The following is a 15856-nucleotide window of genomic DNA, read 5'->3' as shown; positions in this document are numbered from 1 at the left end:
GGTTAGTCCAACAAAATCGACTTGACCTGCACACCCGTCGCCGGCTTACCGTCCTGGTCGCCGCCGGCCACCCCCGCGGCAGCGATCTTGTCCAGCGTGGCCAGGCCGGTCGCGTCGATCGTGCCGAACGCGGTGTAGTTCGGCGGCAGCTGCGAGTCCTTGTAGACCAGGAAGAACTGACTGCCGTTGGTGCCCGGCCCGGCGTTGGCCATGGCCAGCGTTCCGCGCGGATAGACCACCGGCTGTTGCAGGCCGGGATCGTTCGGCGGGTACTGGTCAGTGGGATACTCGTTGGCGAACTGGTAACCCGGTCCGCCGGTACCGTTGCCGGTCGGGTCACCGCACTGCAGCACCGCCAACGACGGCGACGTCGTCAACCGGTGGCAGGGGGTGTTGTCGAAGAAACCCTTTTGCGCCAGGCTGGCGAAGCTGTTCACCGTGCACGGGGCCTTGGCGTTGTCCAGAACCAGCCCGAGGTTGCCCTGGTTGGTGCTCATACTGGCGCTCACTGTGGGCGGGGTGGTCGGCACCTTGCCGCTGTGCGGCGGGTCGACCTTCTTACTGGCCGGCTCGGGCGAGGCCGGGTACTGGCAGTTGGCGCCCAGGTTTGCTCCGGGCTTGAACGCCGGCAGGCCGCCGGTGGGCGGTGGAGGGGCGATCGGCCCATTCGGGTCGGTCGATGCGCTGCTCGGCACCGAGGATGACGCGGATGCCGTGGTCTTGTCGTCCTTGTTGGTCAGGACAAATGTGGCCACCAAGGCCGCGGCCACGACGATCGCCACCACACCGCCGATCACGACGAACAGCTGGCGACGCTTCTCCTGTTGAGCGCGACGCTCCAGCTGCCGCTCGAGTTTGCGCTTGGCCGTCGCACGTCGCTGTTCATTGGTGGGCACCGCGGTGGTCCTCCGTTGGGTTCGGGTGAGTCGGCACCGAGTGTGCCAGCTCATGCTGAGACGGATTGTCCGGTGCCGACGTCGTTCGGTTGACTGAAGTCCTACTTTACGTGCGGGTGCCTTGCTACCGGCGCAACGGATGGGCGGCTACCAGTAGGGGCGCAGTGGCCGACACCGCGCTGGTGAACCGGCCCGCACGTCAGCATGCGTTTGCGACGAACCGAGATCGATTGCGCCACCGTTGGATTGGTGGCGATCACTAAGCCCATGCGCTGCATCCGGTGCAGTGGTACTGGCCCTTCTCCGGCGCCGACCCGGTCCACAACGGCCTGGTGTGCGGCTCGCGGGGCTTCGGCCGGCAAGGTCATACCCCAGCCCTGGTCTTCACCCGATAGGCGGCCCAGGGGTCCGCGGCCCGGTGAACAGGGATGGGAGACTGGACCACGTGCTGCTCACCGGATTCCCGGCTGGCATGTTGGCATGCAACTGCTACGTGCTGGCCCCACGCCCCGGGGCCGACGCCATCGTCGTCGACCCGGGTCAGCGCGCGATGGGTACCTTGCGCCGTATTCTCGACGAGAATCGGCTGACCCCCGCGGCGGTGCTGCTCACCCACGGGCATATCGACCACATCTGGTCGGCGCAGAAGGTCGGCGATACGTTCGGCTGCCCGGTGTACATCCATCCCGAGGACCGTTTCATGCTCACCGACCCTATCCGGGGCCTCGGTCCCAGGCTGGGCCAGATCGCACTCAGTGCGCTGTTCCGCGAGCCCCGGCAGGTCGTCGAACTGGACTGCGACGGGGACAAGATCGAGCTCGGCGGCATCACGGTGACCGTCGACCACACGCCCGGCCATACCAAGGGCTCGGTAGTGTTCCGAGTCGCGCGGGCCGGGTTTTCCAGCGGGCAGGAGCGCAGCGACCCGGGGATCAGCGGAGTTCCCTTGGCCTTCACCGGTGACACCCTGTTCAAGCAGACGGTGGGCCGCACCGACCTGCCCGGCGGCAGTGGCCGGGACCTGCTCGGCTCGATCGTCGACAAACTCTTGGTGCTCGACGACGACACCCTGGTATTACCGGGGCACGGTGAATCCACCACCATTGGTCTCGAACGCCGTACCAATCCATTCCTCGAAGGTCTGACCACGTGAGCGAATTCCAGGCGCCCAAGGGTGTCCCTGACTACCTGCCGCCCGAATCGGCCGAGTTCGTCGCCATCCGCGACGGCCTGCTGCGGACGGCCCGGCTGGCCGGCTACGGCGATGTCGAGCTGCCCATCTTCGAGGACACCGCACTGTTCGCCCGCGGCGTCGGCGAGTCCACCGATGTGGTCTCCAAAGAGATGTACACCTTCGCCGATCGCGGCGAGCGGTCGGTGACGCTACGGCCCGAGGGCACCGCCGGTGTGATGCGCGCGGTCATCGAACACGGACTGGACCGCGGCGCACTGCCGGTCAAGCTCTGCTATGCCGGTCCGTTCTTCCGCTATGAGCGTCCACAGGCCGGGCGGTACCGGCAGCTGCAGCAGGTCGGGGTCGAGGCTATCGGCGTCGACGATCCCGCGCTGGATGCCGAGGTCATCGCGACCGCCGATGCTGGCTTCCGCTCGCTGGGCCTAAACGGCTTCCGCCTGGAGATCACCTCGCTGGGTGACGACACCTGCCGGCCCCAGTATCGGGAGCTGCTGCAAAGCTTCCTGTTCGCACTGGATCTCGATGACGACACCAAACGGCGCGCCGAGATCAACCCGCTGCGGGTGCTTGACGACAAACGACCGCACGTGCGGGAGGTGACGGCCGACGCCCCGGTGATGCTCGACCATCTCTCCGATGTCGCCAAGCAGCATTTCGAGACGGTGCTCGCCCACCTCGATGCGCTCGGGGTGCCCTACGTGGTCAACCCGCGGATGGTGCGGGGGCTGGACTACTACACCAAGACCACATTCGAGTTCGTGCATGACGGACTCGGTGCCCAGTCCGGGATCGGCGGTGGCGGCCGCTACGACGGGCTGATGCGTCAGCTCGGCGGTCAGGACCTCTCCGGTATTGGCTTCGGGCTGGGGGTCGACCGCACCCTGCTGGCGTTGCGGGCTGAGGGCAAAACAGCCGGAAACCCCAGCCGCTGCGATGTTTTCGGGGTTCCGCTGGGAGAGCAGGCCAAATTGGTGCTCGCGAGGCTGGCGGCGAACCTGCGCGCGGAGGGCGTACGCGTGGACGTGGCGTACGGCGATCGCGGCATGAAGGGCGCGATGCGCGCTGCCGATCGTTCGGGTGCTCGCCTTGCCTTGGTAGCAGGCGACCGCGATATCGAGGCCGGAACCGTGGGGCTCAAAGATCTCACCACCGGCGCCCAGATCGACATTGCGGCCGACTCGGTGGCCGCTGAAGTGATAACGCGGCTGGCCTAATTCAGGCCAGCCGCGCCATCGGTCGTTCAGGTGGTTGTCAGCCAGCCGGGCAAAGGTCGGTCTTCGCGAAGTTGATCGCGGCGTCGGCCTGAGCATGGCTGATCTGGCCGGAGTTGGTGAAGTACGTCTGCGACAGCTGGTTGGGATCTGCGCCGCCAGCCAGCCTTGCAGATGGTACTGCCCGTCTCTTGTCAGTGGAGTTACTACTGAGGCAGAAGTTACTACGTTCGCAGCCAACGCGAAGAGAACGCCGATAGATTCGCGGCGCCCACTGCGCACCCCCATTTATCCAATTCTCACTGGATTCTTGGCGGACCCTTGGGCTAGGTGGGAACCGTGTCGTGTGTGGGGTTCGTTTTACCGTCATGACCACCGCGACCGGCGCCCGGCTCATTAAGAGCTACCTCAGCACCCGCCAGCTGAGGCATTTCCGCGGGCACCACGACGACGAGTACTTCTTTCTCGTCAGTGCCAACCACGGCCGCCTGCACGTGCATCTGCAACCGTGCGGGCCGTCGGGAGCGGCGGTTCAGGTCACCATCACCGGCGAGCGCTACTACCCGGCCGAGCAGCGCTGCAGGGTGGCATCCCTGGTGGACCAGTGGAATGATTCCGCGCCGCGGGTCAGTGCCGCGGTATTCGAATCCTGCGATCCGCGTCTGGTCGGTGTGCTGGCCGAGCGGTGCTATCGCGGTGGTGACGTCGAATTCGGCCCGTCGGTCGATCAGGCCGTGCAATCGGCGGTCGATCTGTTCGGCCGGCTGAGGATGCTGATGGCGTCGCGGTCCGACGACGCCCGTCTGCTCGACGCGGGCTGAGGCTCAGGGCTGCTTGCTCGGGGCCCGGCGCCCGAATGTCATCCTCAAGCAGCATGGCCTTGCGGCTTGAGCTGGTCCGGCGCGCCGCCCGTGCCGTTGATCTCGTCGACGGCGAGCTTGATGGCGTCGCGGCCGGTCACCTTGGAGATCGCCATCGTGCCCGACAACGAGTTCAGTGGACTCGTCTTAACATTGGACCCGGACGTTTCCACGCAGGATTCAGACTTTGCTGAATCGGTCTCGCTGGCCTTGCTGCCGCAGCCCGACAGCACGAGTCCGGCTGCCACCATCACGCTTGTCGCAGCCAATGCCGATCGATTCAGAGCGGACCGCCGGAGTTGTACAAAGGCCCTTTCATGTTGGGAAACAAAAGCATTGGGCGTCGACAGACCTGATGGCCCCCGAACCCACGGTTGGTGTCAAAGCGGACGTTAGAGCGCATGAGTTTCTCTGACAGATCTGTGTGTGATGAACGCGTTAACCTGCTATCCATTCGCTGCGCGTCGCGGGGTCGCGACACGGGTAACGCTGCCGATAGCGTGGCCGATATGCGTGATATGCGAAAAGTGACAGCAAGGGTTGGGTCGGCGCTGGTGATGGCGGCTGCCGGTGTTGCGGCCACTCACGCGGTGTCGAACGCCGATCCGGCGCCCGGGCATCAGGTGACGTACACACTCGCCACGGGTGGGACCTACGACTTCACCATCACCTACCTGACCGCTCAGCCGCCGAGCAAGGACGCGTACAACGCGAACTCCGACGCGTTCATCAAGCGCGAGACCATCACGGTGTCGCCGGATGCGCCGTGGGTTTTCCAGACCACTCTCGCGGATCCGCAGTGGGCGTTCCTTCAGGTTGGGAGCACCACCCATGGCGGACAGGGGGCCCCGAACGCGCACTGCGATGTGGCCATCGACGGCCAGGTGGCCGTCGCCCAAGATGCCCCCTACAGCCCCCAGTGCTACTTATCCAAGTGGACCTCGTGAGCGCCTCATAGGCGCTTGCTGACGAACACCCGGCGAACGCCGTCCTGTCCGCCCCGGTGGGTTTCGACGTAGCCGAACCGCGGACACCTGGCGATGTTCTCCGTCATCGAGGCATTGGTGTCGAGGCGAATCTCGGTCAGCCGCGCGGCGCGGGTGGTTCCGGTGGCGGCAACGGCGGCCGAGCAGCCGATCATCGGACGTCAAAACCCACACAGCCAGATCGAGGTGTGTCCCGATACCGGTGACGCCATCGTGCTACCCGGGCCTGGGTTCGGCCGCGGACCGGCGTCCGTCTGGTCCTGCCGGACGACGAGGACGCCGAAACCCTGGCGGCGGTGTTGCGTCCGGCCGGAATGACCGTGGAACTGAACCCCGATTTCAGCACCGAGGCGTGGCGCAAGCTGTTGGTCAACGCACTGGCCGGGCTCATGGTGCTCGGCCGGCGGCGGGCCGGGCTAGCCAGGTGGCATCCTGGCCAGGTGGGGCTGATTTTCCGGTTGGTCGAGCTGCTGCTCGTCATCGTGCCGCTGGCCGGTGCGGTCTACGCGGCCTGGCGGGGCATCTGCGCGTTCAACAAGCGGGAAGCTGAGCCGGATTCGCTGCTGCTTGCGCCGAAAAATCAAGCGGCACAATGGCGCATCGTCACCCGTTGGCTCGACTGCGAACTCCCTGCTGCGGGTGGCCGCCGATCGAGGTGCCACGCAGCAGGAGCGGGAACGGGCCTACGACTTGGCCCGCGGCGAGCTCGACGGGTTGCTCGTGCTACCGGAGCGGACCACCGCCGCCCTTGAGCGGGGTATCGCGGGGGAGTTGGACACCTAGCCTGAATTTTTCGTAAAACGCGCTGGTCGGAGTGTGTTGATAGGCGAAAGTGCCTGTCCTGCAAGGCATGATGGGACTTGTCGAGAGTCCATGATGCGAGCTGGAAGGCACTTCGCAGGTGAAGAGTATCGCAGCGGTTTCCCGGGTGAAAGTCTCTGCGGACGGTCATGGTGTCGTGTCCCATGCCGGAATGGGCATGCTGCGGGAACTGGCGGAGCTGTCCGGGTTGTCGGCAGGGGTCACCGCGGCGTTGGCCGACACCTATCGGGGCCCGTGGATCTACCCGCCGGGCGCGGTGTTCGCCGATCTCGCCGCGGCGGTCGCCGACGGCGCGACCTGCATCGACGGGGTCGGACAGTCGTGCGGGGACCGTGAGCACGTGTTCGGTCCGGCCGCCTCGACCACCACAATGTGGCGGCTGGTCGACGAGCGGATCGACGCCGCCCACCTGCCCGCAATCCGTGCGGCGCGATCGGATGCGCGGGCCGCGGCGTGGGCCGCCGGGGCCGCGCCCGCCGGCGACGGTGGCTGCACATCGACATGGACGCCACCATCACTATCGACCATTCCGACAACAAGCAGAACGCGGCCGCGACCTGGAAGAAGACCTATGGTCACCACCCGCTGCTGGCGTTTTTGGACCGCCCCGAGGTCGCCGGCGGTGAAGCGTTGGCCGGGCTGCTGCGAGCAGGCAACGCCGGGTCCAACACCGCCGCCGATCACATCACCGTGTTGGGTCGGGCGCTGGAATCGCTGCCGGCCGCCTACCGACCCGACCCCGACGACCCCGCCGCCCAAAAGATCCTGGTGCGTTCGGATTCGGCCGGCGCGACGCACAAGTTCGCCACCGAATGCCGCCGCCAAGGCGTGGGGTTCTCGTTCGGGTTCGCCGTCGACGCCCGCGTACGCGACGCGGTCGACACCCTCAACCTCGCCGACGCCTGGTATCCGGCGATCGACTCCGGCGGCGGGATCCGCGACGGCGCGTGGATCGCCGAGGCCACCGGCCTGGTCGACCTGAGCGGCTGGCCGGCCGGCACCCGGCTGATCCTGCGCAAGGAACGTCCCCATCCCGGCGCGCAACTGAACTTCACCGACGCCGACGGGATGCGGGTCACCGCCTTCATCACCGACACACCCAACGGCGTCATCGACGGGCAACTCGCCGGTCTGGAATTACGTCACCGCCAACACGCCCGCGTCGAAGACCGCATCCGCGAGGCCAAGGCCACCGGGCTGCGAAACCTACCCTGCCACGGTTTCGACGCCAACAATGCCTGGCTCGAAATCATCCTCGCCGCCACCGACCTCGTGGCATGGGCCACATTGATCGGCTTCACCGAGCATCCTGATCTGGCCACCTGCGAGATCGACACCTTCCGCTATCGGGTCCTGCACGTGGCCGCCCGCATCACCAAAGGCGCCCGCCAAATCCGGCTGCGCATCGACGCCACCTGGCGCTGGGCGGCAGCCATCACCGCCGCCTGGCACCGACTCCGCGACGCCTTCCCCTGAATCCCCGCACCGACCTGTCCCAACGACTACGAAAGACCTACCGGCCCTTGGAAAGCCCGCCCAACCCGACGACACGGGACGACCAAACACGCCCCATGTCGAAAAGACCGAAGAAACCGGCCACCCCAGCCCAACCCGCAACCGAAATCGACCGGCATGCAAAATCGAGGCTAGTGGCCCATTGACAGATCATCGCACATGCGTTCGAATAAAGGAATGCGGTGGAGCGGCCAAGGGATAGCGGTCGACGACGGTGCGCTGCCCGGACTGCAGCGCATCGGCCTGGTGCGCAGCGTGCGCACCCCGCAATTCGACGGCATCACGTTTCACGAGGTGCTCTGCAAGTCGGCGTTGAACAAGATTCCGGCCGCCTCGATGCTGCCATTCCGGTTCACCGTCAACGGCTACCGGGGCTGCTCGCACGCCTGCCGGTACTGCTTCGCCCGGCCCACCCACGAATATCTGGAATTCGATCCGGGTGCCGATTTCGACAGCCAGATCGTGGTGAAGACCAATATCGTCGACGTGCTGCGCCGCGAGCTGGGGCGTCCGTCGTGGCGCCGGGAAACTGTGGCGCTGGGCACCAATACCGACCCGTATCAACGGGCTGAGGGTCGCTATGCGTTGATGCCGGGCATCATCGGCGCGCTCGCTGCGTCGGGCACGCCGTTGTCGATCCTGACGAAGGGCACCTTGCTGCGCCGGGATCTGGATCTGATTGCCGATGCGGGACAACGAGTTCCGGTATCGGTCGCGATCTCGCTGGCCGTCGGTGACGCCGATCTGCACAAGGATGTGGAACCCGGCACACCGTCGCCGCAAGCCCGGCTCGGGCTGATCGCGGCGGTGCGCGAGGCCGGGCTGGACTGCCACGTGATGGTCGCCCCGGTGCTACCGCATCTCACCGACTCGGTCGAGCATCTCGACGGCCTGCTCGGCCAAATTGCCGCGGCGGGCGCGACATCGGTCACGGTGTTCGGCCTGCACCTGCGCAGTTCGACGCGGGGCTGGTTCATGAGCTGGCTGGCGCGCTCGCATCCCGAACTCGTTGCGCCCTATCGGCAGCTGTACCGTCGCGGGGCCTACCTGCCGCAGGAATACCGCGACGTGTTGCGCACACGCGTGGCACCGCTGGTGGCCAAGTACGGGCTGGCGCGAGATGGCCACTCCTTCCGCGGGGCGCCGGCCGCGGCTGTGCCCGTCACCGAACCCGAGCCGGTGCCCACGCTGTTCTAAGTCGATTGTTGCGCGCCGGACAGCGCGGTCCGCCAGGTCGCCACACTCTCCTGCAGATCGGCGAGCACCGTGTCGTCGGCCTGCTCATGCGCGTGGATGACTTCAAAAAACAGGTAGACGTCGCCGGTCCAGTTCCGCCGGAGTTGATCGACCACGACAGTCGGGTCGACGGTGCCCTCCGCCTGGGTAGCGGCGGTGAACGGCCCGTGATGGTCGGCGCCACGGGGTGATTGCTGAAGTTGCACGACCGGGGTATGTCGCCAGCTCTGGCGGATCCAATTATCGATGTGGCCGCTTGGCGTCGCCGGATCCAGTGCCGCAGGGTGGCCGAGATCCAGGCACAGCCGCCACGGTATTGCCGTATCGGCGAGCGCGCCCTCGACGGCATGTGCCTCGTCGATCGAATGCCCGTATTCGCGGGTCACAGCAAGGTTCTCGAACTGTAGGTGGTCCAACCCGGCGGCGCACGCCGTGTCGGCGAGCTTACGCATGGCTTCGAGTTCGTCGTCGATCAAAGCCCGCGCGCGCTGCGCATCCGCCGCCGCTGCTACTGACAGCGCCCCGAGGTGCCCACCCACACCGCGCCCGCCCGCCGCTGCGGTCACCGCGATCATCTGCTCATACCAGCCGCAGGCCGCGGCGCGGTCGCCAGCATCATCGGAGAGCAGCAGCCCGGATGAATAGGCCGCCAGCCCGGTGAACAGACTGTGGATTTCGAGACCGTATTCATCGGCCGCCGCGCGCGCACGCTCTGCGTACGACAGTGCCGCGGCCGGATCGAAACCGACCGGCAGCAGATCGATGCTCAGCTGGACGACGTCGAGGCCGAGTTCCTTCTTGGCGATCCGCGCCCAATCGCGGGGCTCGGGCCAGCGTTTCACTGCAAAACAGGTATTGATGCCCAGGTGCAGCCGTGGTGCTGGCGTTGATGCGTTCGTCATTCGATGCGATTTCCTGATTCGCGGTCGAAGTAGTGGGCGGAGCGCGGCCGGACGCGCAGCGCGACCGGGGCACCGGATTCGATGCCGCCGAGACGGCTGACCTCCGCGACCGCCGTCAGTTCAGTGGCACCCGCCGTGACCGTGACGATGGCGCGCGGTCCCAGCAACTCGACGAGCGAAACGACGGCGTGTGACGCCGGGTCGGGGCTCAGGAGCAGATCGTCAGGCCGCACTCCGAGTAGCAGATCACCGCGCCTCGGCGGATCCACCGCGAAGTCGATTCCGATTTCTGTATGCAGCAGCGACTCTGAGTACGAGCCGGCGATCAGGTTCATCTTGGGGCTGCCGACGAAGGTCGCGACGAAGGTGTCCACCGGCCGGGAATACACCTCGTTCGGCGTGCCGGTCTGCGCCACACCACCGTTGCGCGTTACCACCATCCGATCAGAGAGGGTCATCGCCTCCTCTTGGTCGTGGGTGACGTAGAACGAGGTGATGCCCAGCCGACGCTGGATGCGTAGCAGTTCGGTGCGCGTTTCGATCCGGAGTTTGGCGTCCAGATTGCTCAGCGGTTCGTCGAATAGGAAGATCGCCGGTTCGCGGACGATTGCGCGGGCGATGGCGACGCGCTGTTGCTGGCCGCCGCTGAGATCCTTGGGACGACGTTTGAGTAGTTCGCCGAGGCCCACGGACTGGGCGACTTCGGTGGCGCGGCGGTGTGCGTCGGCCTTCTTCATCTTCTTGGCGCGCAACGGAAATGCCACATTGTCCAGGACGTCGAGATGTGGGTAGAGCGCGTAGTTCTGGAACACCATCGCGATGTCACGGTCACGGGTGTCGACATGCGTGACATTGCGCTCGCCGATGAAGATGTCTCCCGAGGACACCGCTTCCAGGCCGGCAAGCATGCGCAGCGAGGTCGATTTGCCACATCCAGACGGGCCGACCAGGACAGTCATCGATCCGTCCGGCAGGTCCAGGTCGAGGTTGTCGACGACGTGATTCTGACCGTAGGTCTTGGTGACGTTGCTAAAAGTAATGGTAGCCAAGGGTTCTCTCTGTTCGATGGATGGCTGGTCAGAATTTGACGGCACCGCCGCCCATGCCCTGGATGAGGCGGCGTTGGACGAAGAAGGCCGCGATGACGACAGGCACGATGGAAATGATGATGGCGGCGCTCATGGTGCCGAGATCGACTCCGCGGAAGGTGTTGAACGACGAGATCGCAACTGGAAGCAGCTGATTCTTGTTGGGTGCCAGAATCAGTCCGTAGAACATGTCGTTCCAGGACAAGATGAAACCGAAGATGGCGGCCGCACCGATGCCAGGCAACACCTGGGGGACCATCACCTTGTTGAAGGCTCCAAACCGGGTCAGACCGTCGACGCGGGCCTGTTCCTCCAGCGATGCCGGTACCGATTCCCACAAGCCGATGAGAAACCAGGTGACGAACGGCAGCACGAAACTGATGTGCGCCAAGGTGACTGGGATCAACGTGCCGCTCAGACGAAGTGTGTAGGCCATGGTGAGAAACGGAAAAACCAGTACCGCGGGCGGCAGAACCTGGGCGGCCAGCATGCCGAATCGGGTGACAGAACCGCCGGCTCGGTACCGCGAGATGGCGTAGGAGGCCATGGTCCCGGCAACGATACTGACGACCACCGTGGTGACGGCGACAACGGCGGTCACTGAGCTCATGGCGGTAGTCAGGGACTACCGCTGCTCCCTGCCCCCGGCCGCAGTTGGCTAACCGGGCAGGGACAGGTCAAGCGCGGCCTAGCCGCCGCCGCGCCTGACCTGATTGAACGGCACACCCTTGTCGGCGGCCAGTTCGCGCGGGAAGCCGAGGATGCGCTCGCTGATCACATTGCGGGCCATCTCGCTGCTGCCGCCACCGAGTGAACCGGTCTGCCGGGACAGAAACCTGATTCCGATATCCAAGATGTCGGACAGCTCCCCGCCCTCGTCGACCACACCGGCGGTACCGGCGATCGCCAGCGCGGTATCGACTTCGAGTTCGGTTGTCTCGGCATGGAACAACCGGATCAGCGTGCCCGAGTTGGGCGGCAGGGTGCCATTGCCGATGGCGCTGCCGACGTGATGGATCAGTTGCTCCTTGACGATTCGGCGCACCAACGCGCGGCCGGCCAGGCTCTGCACCGCAGGGTCGTCGCCCTGACCGGTGCGCTCGGCGAGGGTGACATGATCCGGCGGCATCTCTTCGGCGTTCTCCGCGCCGGCGCCGCTGGCGAATTCTGATCCGCCGCCGACCGCGCGGCGCTCGTGGTGCAGCTGACGGGAGGCGACTTCCCAGCCGTTGTTGACCTCGCCGACGACGGCCTCATCGCCGAGTTCGAGGCCGTCGAAGAACTCCTCGCAGAATTCCTCGTTACCGTTGACCTCCTTGATCCGGCGCATCGTGATGCCGGGGGAGTTCAAGGGCACCAAGAACATCGTCAAGCCCTCGTGCTTGGGCACGGTCCAGTCGGTGCGGGCCAGCATCAGCCCGTAGTCGGCGGCGAACGCGCTGGTGCTCCACGTCTTCGCGCCGTTGACGATCCACTTGTCGCCGCGGCGATCGGCGCGGGTGATGACGCCGGCCAGATCTGAGCCGCCGCTGGGCTCGCTCAGCAGTTGACAGAGCACCTCGTCGCCACGGATGGCAGCCGAAATACGTTCGCGCTTCTGGGCTTCGGTACCCATATCGAGAATCGTCGCCGCGCAAATGGTCAGCGAGGGCACGTTGAGGATCAGCGGCATCTCATAGCCGCGGCATTCGATGTCGAACGCACGCTGGTAGGCGTAGTCCAGGCCCTGCCCGCCGTACTCGGTGGGGAAACAAAGACCGGCGAAACCGCCCTCGTACAAACGCTTTTGCAGATCCTGAGCGCGGTCCCATGAGGGTTGTTCGGCGCGCACCGCGAATGGCGGGTGGTCGGGGTCGATGGGCGTCATGTTCGCCGCCAGCCAGCTACGGGCCCTGGCGGCGAATTCGGCGACCGATTCGGTTGCCGTAGAGATCGCGGTGTCGCTCATGCCGAAGTCTCCTGTCGCACAGTCTTGGCACTCAGCGCGTACACCGCGCGGTGGTGATCGTCGGGGGAACCATAGAGTGCGCGGTAGAGCTCGGTGCGGCGCAGAAACAGGTGCAGATCATGCTCCCAGGTGACGCCGATCCCACCGTGCAGCTGCACACAATCCTGCAGCATGACCGGAGCACGTTCGGCCACATAGGCCTTGGCGACGCTCACCAGTTTGGCGGCGTCATCCGAGCGGGCTGACACCGCAGCCACTGCACCGGCGGTGGTGGCTCGGCACGCCTCGAACCAAATCTTCATATCGGCGAGCCGGTGCTTGAGTGCTTGGTAGGACGCCAGTGGTCTGCCGAAACTGTGACGGTCGAACATCCACTGTGTCGTCATCGCCAGCACGGTCTCGAGAATCCCGACGATCTCGGCGCATTGCAGCACCAACGCAACCTGTCGCTGTCGCTCGATGATCGCCGGTGTCTGGGCGGCATCCCCGACCGCGGCGGATTCGTCGACCTCGACACCGTTGAATTCCACTCGGGCATAACGCTTCACCATGTCAACGGACCGTTGTTCGGTGACCGTGGCTCGATCGGCAGAGACCAGGAACTGGCCAGGACTGCCGTCGACGTCGGCGACCACCAGAAAGACACCAGCTTCGGCACCCGCTTCGACGCGGTCCTTCACCCCGTCGATACGGTAGCCGGACTCGGTGCGCGTCGCGGTCACTGCAGGCTGCAACGGGGACAGCGACCGGCGCGGTTCGTAGACCGCCCACGACGCGATCAGCTCGCCCGACACCAGCGCTTGGATGCTGTCCTCGTGTCCGTTCGGAGCCTCGACGAGGCCCGCCAGCACGATGCTCACCGGATGCAGCGGACCAGGTGCCACACTATGGCCGATCTGCTCGGCCACCAGGGCGAGGTCGGCCAGCCCGTCACCCGAAACACTGCCGCCGCCAAGCTCTTCGGGCACCAACAGGCTGGCCCAGCCGAGCTCGGCCGCCCGCTGCCACCATGCGCTGTCGAAGGAGGTGTCCGCCGCGTGAAGCTCGCGCACCCGGCTCAGTGACGCTTCCTTCTCCAGGAAGGCCTGCGTTGTCGACGCGAACAGCAGCTGTTCGGGGTTGGCGACTTCGGTCATGGTGTCGTTCTCGCTTTCATCAACACCGCAGACGTGCGCGCCGGGTTCCCGGCGCGCACCCCCATCACGACAATTCCGATCGGGTCAAGCGATGACGAGCGCGGGCACGTCGGGCTTGTGGACCGACTCATTGGGGACCTTGAACAGGTCGACCAGGTTGCCGCCCATTACCTTTCGCTGCTCTTCTTCGTTAAGGCCCTGTACGATCAGGTCGTCAACCAGGTTGATCGGGTCGGCCAAGCCCTCCGGGTGCGGCCAGTCCGAACCGAAGATGATGCGGTCGACGCCACACAGGTCGGCCATCTTCTTGAAGTCGTCCTCCCAGAACGGCGCGACGTAGACGGCCCGGGTGAATGCCTGGATCGGGTCCTCGGGGAACTCCTGCGGCATCTTCGCGTAGACGTCGTTGAACTGGTGGAAGAGGTAGGGGACCCAGGATGCGCCGTTCTCGATGGACAGGATGCGCAGATTCGGGTTGCGGGTCAGCGCACCGTGGCAGACCAGCGCGGCCATGGTGTCCTCGATCGGGCGCTTACCCATCGCAACCATCCGGAACGAGGTCGGCTTGAACGGGGTGAATTCCTCGGCCGGCTCCCAGTCGTTGAGGTACTGGGCGTAACCACTGTCAGAGGCGTGCATACACACCGGGATACCGGCCTTCACGCAGGCGTCCCAGAACGGATCGAACTCGGGCAGGCCGAGCGAGCGGCTCCCGCGGAAGCCGGGCACCGGGGCCGGACGCACCAAAACCGTCTTGGCACCCCGTTCCAGGCACCATTCGAGTTCCTCGAGTGCGCGGTCGACGATGGCCAGGTCGATGACCGGGGTGGAGAAGATCCGGCCTTCGTAGTCGAACTGCCACGTCTCGTACATCCACTGGTTGAGCGCGTGGATGATGTCCAGGATCAGCTCGGGATCGTCCTTGAGCCGCTCCTCGACCAGGCTGGCCAGGGTCGGGAACATGATCGTGTAATCCAGGCCTAGGCCGTCGAGCACCTCGAGGCGCGCCTCCGGATTGCGGAAGGCGGGGATCGCCTTCATCGGCTTACCCATGACCTCGCGGAAACTCTTGCCGCCGCTGCCGTGTTTGAAGTATTCCTCCTGAGCGCCGGGGCGGGCGACGACCTCGAAGGTCGGGTTGGGGATGTAGTCGCTGATGTGGTTGCGCACCACGATCTTGGTGCGGCCCTTGACAGCGATGTAGTCGATGACGCCCTTGCGGTGGTCCGGCAGGAATTGCGTCAGCGCTTCCTGGGGCTCATAGAAGTGGTTGTCGGCGTCGAACACGGGGTAGGGGAGCTGGCGCGAGGGCATGGCTGCCTCCAGAAATTCTGAATTAGTGGGCTAACGGTAATGACGTTACCACGTGGGCAGCTTGGTAAAAGCATCGGTCGAAAAATAGTTGTCTAGCTGCGTGAACAGGTCAGGGAAGCAGGCCGCGCACGCAAAAATCGTAAATATGTGCCGCGGCTATGGGCACCCCGTTGAGTTCGGCGCCAAGGCTGCGTAACCGCATCGCACCAAGCACCGCCTGCATGATCAGCGCGGCGGTGGTTTCGGACTGCAGATCCGCCCGGAACGTCCCCTCTGTTTTGCCGCGTTCGAGGATCTCGCCGATCAGCTGATGCAGCGGGGAGAGCACTCGGGAGTACTCCTTGGGCAGGGTCTCGGCGAGGTGGTCGTTGTAGTACGTCAGGCCGCGGTTGATGCTGTCCTGCTTGGTGGATTCGGCCGGGGTGCAGATCCGGTCGATCAGCAACCGCATCGCCTCGGCGGCGGGCAGGCCGTCGGTCTCTGCGCGCCACGCCTTGGTGGACTCGGCCATGATCGTGTCGATGAGCGCCAGCAGCAGCTCATCTTTGGTGGTGAAGTGCTGGTAGAACGACCGCAGCGAGGTTTTCGAGCGCTCCACGACCTCCAGCACGGTGAAGTCGGTGCGGCCCGTCTCGGCCAAGATCGACAGCGCCGAGCGCATGAAGCGACTCCCCCGGGAGTCTGGATCAGCGCTTATTGCGTCGCGGGAGCGTTCGTCGGCCTTGGCCATCGGGTCAGCTTAACGGT

At 65.4% G+C, this 15856-nt stretch carries 14 protein-coding genes and 3 pseudogenes; 7 read left to right on the top strand and 10 right to left on the bottom strand.

Features of this window, described 5'->3' with window-relative positions; genetic code table 11:
- Positions 1-2: 2 nt before the first annotated feature.
- The gene (locus G6N13_RS22300; protein ID WP_163700628.1) at positions 3-896 is read right to left on the bottom strand and encodes a peptidylprolyl isomerase; all 894 of its coding nucleotides are present in this window, start codon (positions 894-896) and stop codon (positions 3-5) included.
- Positions 897-1341: 445 nt separating this feature from the next.
- On the opposite strand from G6N13_RS22300, the gene G6N13_RS22295 reads away from it, so the two are divergent.
- The 3 genes from G6N13_RS22295 (at position 1342) to G6N13_RS22285 (ending at position 4123) form a co-directional block, all read left to right on the top strand.
- Complete coding sequence (locus G6N13_RS22295) at positions 1342-2049, top strand: MBL fold metallo-hydrolase (RefSeq protein WP_163700626.1); 708 nt, start codon at positions 1342-1344, stop codon at positions 2047-2049.
- Positions 2046-3305 carry a histidine--tRNA ligase gene (gene hisS / locus G6N13_RS22290; protein WP_163700623.1) on the top strand — a complete coding sequence of 420 codons (1260 nt, stop codon included), beginning with the start codon at positions 2046-2048 and terminating at the stop codon, positions 3303-3305. Before G6N13_RS22295 ends, hisS begins: the two co-directional genes overlap by 4 nt.
- Positions 3306-3670: 365 nt before the next feature.
- Entirely contained in the window at positions 3671-4123 is a 453-nt protein-coding gene (locus G6N13_RS22285; RefSeq protein ID WP_163700620.1) for a hypothetical protein, read from the top strand.
- 83 nt (positions 4124-4206) lie between these two features.
- Here G6N13_RS22285 and G6N13_RS22280 read toward each other — a convergent pair.
- Positions 4207-4413 (bottom strand): annotated as a pseudogene (locus G6N13_RS22280) (urea ABC transporter substrate-binding protein); the annotation flags it as partial.
- 258 nt (positions 4414-4671) lie between these two features.
- Here G6N13_RS22280 and G6N13_RS22275 point away from each other — a divergent pair.
- Positions 4672-5109 carry an Rv2576c family protein gene (locus G6N13_RS22275; protein WP_163700617.1) on the top strand — a complete coding sequence of 146 codons (438 nt, stop codon included), beginning with the start codon at positions 4672-4674 and terminating at the stop codon, positions 5107-5109.
- 5 nt (positions 5110-5114) lie between these two features.
- Here the strand turns inward: G6N13_RS22275 and G6N13_RS22270 are convergent, their stop codons facing one another.
- The gene (locus G6N13_RS22270; protein WP_163700614.1) at positions 5115-5303 is read right to left on the bottom strand and encodes a hypothetical protein; all 189 of its coding nucleotides are present in this window, start codon (positions 5301-5303) and stop codon (positions 5115-5117) included.
- Positions 5304-5444: 141 nt separating this feature from the next.
- On the opposite strand from G6N13_RS22270, the gene G6N13_RS22265 reads away from it, so the two are divergent.
- The 3 genes and pseudogenes from G6N13_RS22265 (at position 5445) to G6N13_RS22255 (ending at position 8682) form a co-directional block, all read left to right on the top strand.
- A complete protein-coding gene (locus G6N13_RS22265; protein WP_163700611.1) occupies positions 5445-5900 on the top strand; it encodes a hypothetical protein in 456 nt (151 codons plus the stop codon).
- Between the two features lie 149 nt (positions 5901-6049).
- Positions 6050-7446 (top strand): annotated as a pseudogene (locus G6N13_RS22260) (IS1380 family transposase).
- Between the two features lie 216 nt (positions 7447-7662).
- Complete coding sequence (locus G6N13_RS22255; protein ID WP_163700608.1) at positions 7663-8682, top strand: Rv2578c family radical SAM protein; 1020 nt, start codon at positions 7663-7665, stop codon at positions 8680-8682.
- On the opposite strand, the gene G6N13_RS22250 is transcribed toward G6N13_RS22255, so the two are convergent.
- From G6N13_RS22250 to G6N13_RS22220, 7 genes and pseudogenes are all read right to left on the bottom strand, one after another.
- On the bottom strand, positions 8679-9563 hold the full coding sequence (locus tag G6N13_RS22250; protein WP_163700605.1) for a TIM barrel protein: 885 nt from the start codon (positions 9561-9563) through the stop codon (positions 8679-8681). The genes G6N13_RS22255 and G6N13_RS22250 overlap by 4 nt on opposite strands.
- Positions 9564-9619: 56 nt before the next feature.
- A complete protein-coding gene (locus G6N13_RS22245) occupies positions 9620-10672 on the bottom strand; it encodes an ABC transporter ATP-binding protein (protein ID WP_163700602.1) in 1053 nt (350 codons plus the stop codon).
- A 28-nt stretch (positions 10673-10700) separates the two neighbouring features.
- Positions 10701-11306 (bottom strand): annotated as a pseudogene (locus tag G6N13_RS22240) (carbohydrate ABC transporter permease); the annotation flags it as partial.
- A gap of 93 nt (positions 11307-11399) precedes the next feature.
- Positions 11400-12659 carry an acyl-CoA dehydrogenase family protein gene (locus tag G6N13_RS22235; RefSeq protein WP_163700595.1) on the bottom strand — a complete coding sequence of 420 codons (1260 nt, stop codon included), beginning with the start codon at positions 12657-12659 and terminating at the stop codon, positions 11400-11402.
- Entirely contained in the window at positions 12656-13795 is a 1140-nt protein-coding gene (locus tag G6N13_RS22230) for an acyl-CoA dehydrogenase family protein (RefSeq protein WP_163700592.1), read from the bottom strand. The genes G6N13_RS22235 and G6N13_RS22230 overlap by 4 nt, the downstream gene beginning before the upstream one ends.
- Before the next feature lie 84 nt (positions 13796-13879).
- On the bottom strand, positions 13880-15109 hold the full coding sequence (locus G6N13_RS22225; protein WP_163700588.1) for an amidohydrolase family protein: 1230 nt from the start codon (positions 15107-15109) through the stop codon (positions 13880-13882).
- A 109-nt stretch (positions 15110-15218) separates the two neighbouring features.
- A complete protein-coding gene (locus tag G6N13_RS22220) occupies positions 15219-15839 on the bottom strand; it encodes a TetR/AcrR family transcriptional regulator (RefSeq protein WP_163700585.1) in 621 nt (206 codons plus the stop codon).
- Between the last annotated feature and the right edge of the window lie 17 nt (positions 15840-15856).

Origin of the sequence: Mycolicibacterium sarraceniae (assembly GCF_010731875.1) — a bacterium.
GTDB classification, from domain to species: domain Bacteria; phylum Actinomycetota; class Actinomycetes; order Mycobacteriales; family Mycobacteriaceae; genus Mycobacterium; species Mycobacterium sarraceniae.
This window is presented reverse-complemented; position numbering and strand designations above follow the sequence as displayed.

Excerpts from the sequence above, each read along its gene's own strand:
- G6N13_RS22285 (WP_163700620.1), top strand. The coding sequence starts at position 3,671 with ATGACCACCGCGACCGGCGCCCGGCTCATTAAGAGCTACCTCAGCACC.
- G6N13_RS22275 (WP_163700617.1), top strand. The coding sequence starts at position 4,672 with ATGCGTGATATGCGAAAAGTGACAGCAAGGGTTGGGTCGGCGCTGGTG.
- G6N13_RS22270 (WP_163700614.1), bottom strand. The coding sequence starts at position 5,303 with ATGATCGGCTGCTCGGCCGCCGTTGCCGCCACCGGAACCACCCGCGCC.
- G6N13_RS22255 (WP_163700608.1), top strand. The coding sequence starts at position 7,663 with ATGCGGTGGAGCGGCCAAGGGATAGCGGTCGACGACGGTGCGCTGCCC.
- G6N13_RS22235 (WP_163700595.1), bottom strand. The coding sequence starts at position 12,659 with ATGAGCGACACCGCGATCTCTACGGCAACCGAATCGGTCGCCGAATTC.
- G6N13_RS22230 (WP_163700592.1), bottom strand. The coding sequence starts at position 13,795 with ATGACCGAAGTCGCCAACCCCGAACAGCTGCTGTTCGCGTCGACAACG.
- G6N13_RS22225 (WP_163700588.1), bottom strand. The coding sequence starts at position 15,109 with ATGCCCTCGCGCCAGCTCCCCTACCCCGTGTTCGACGCCGACAACCAC.
- G6N13_RS22220 (WP_163700585.1), bottom strand. The coding sequence starts at position 15,839 with ATGGCCAAGGCCGACGAACGCTCCCGCGACGCAATAAGCGCTGATCCA.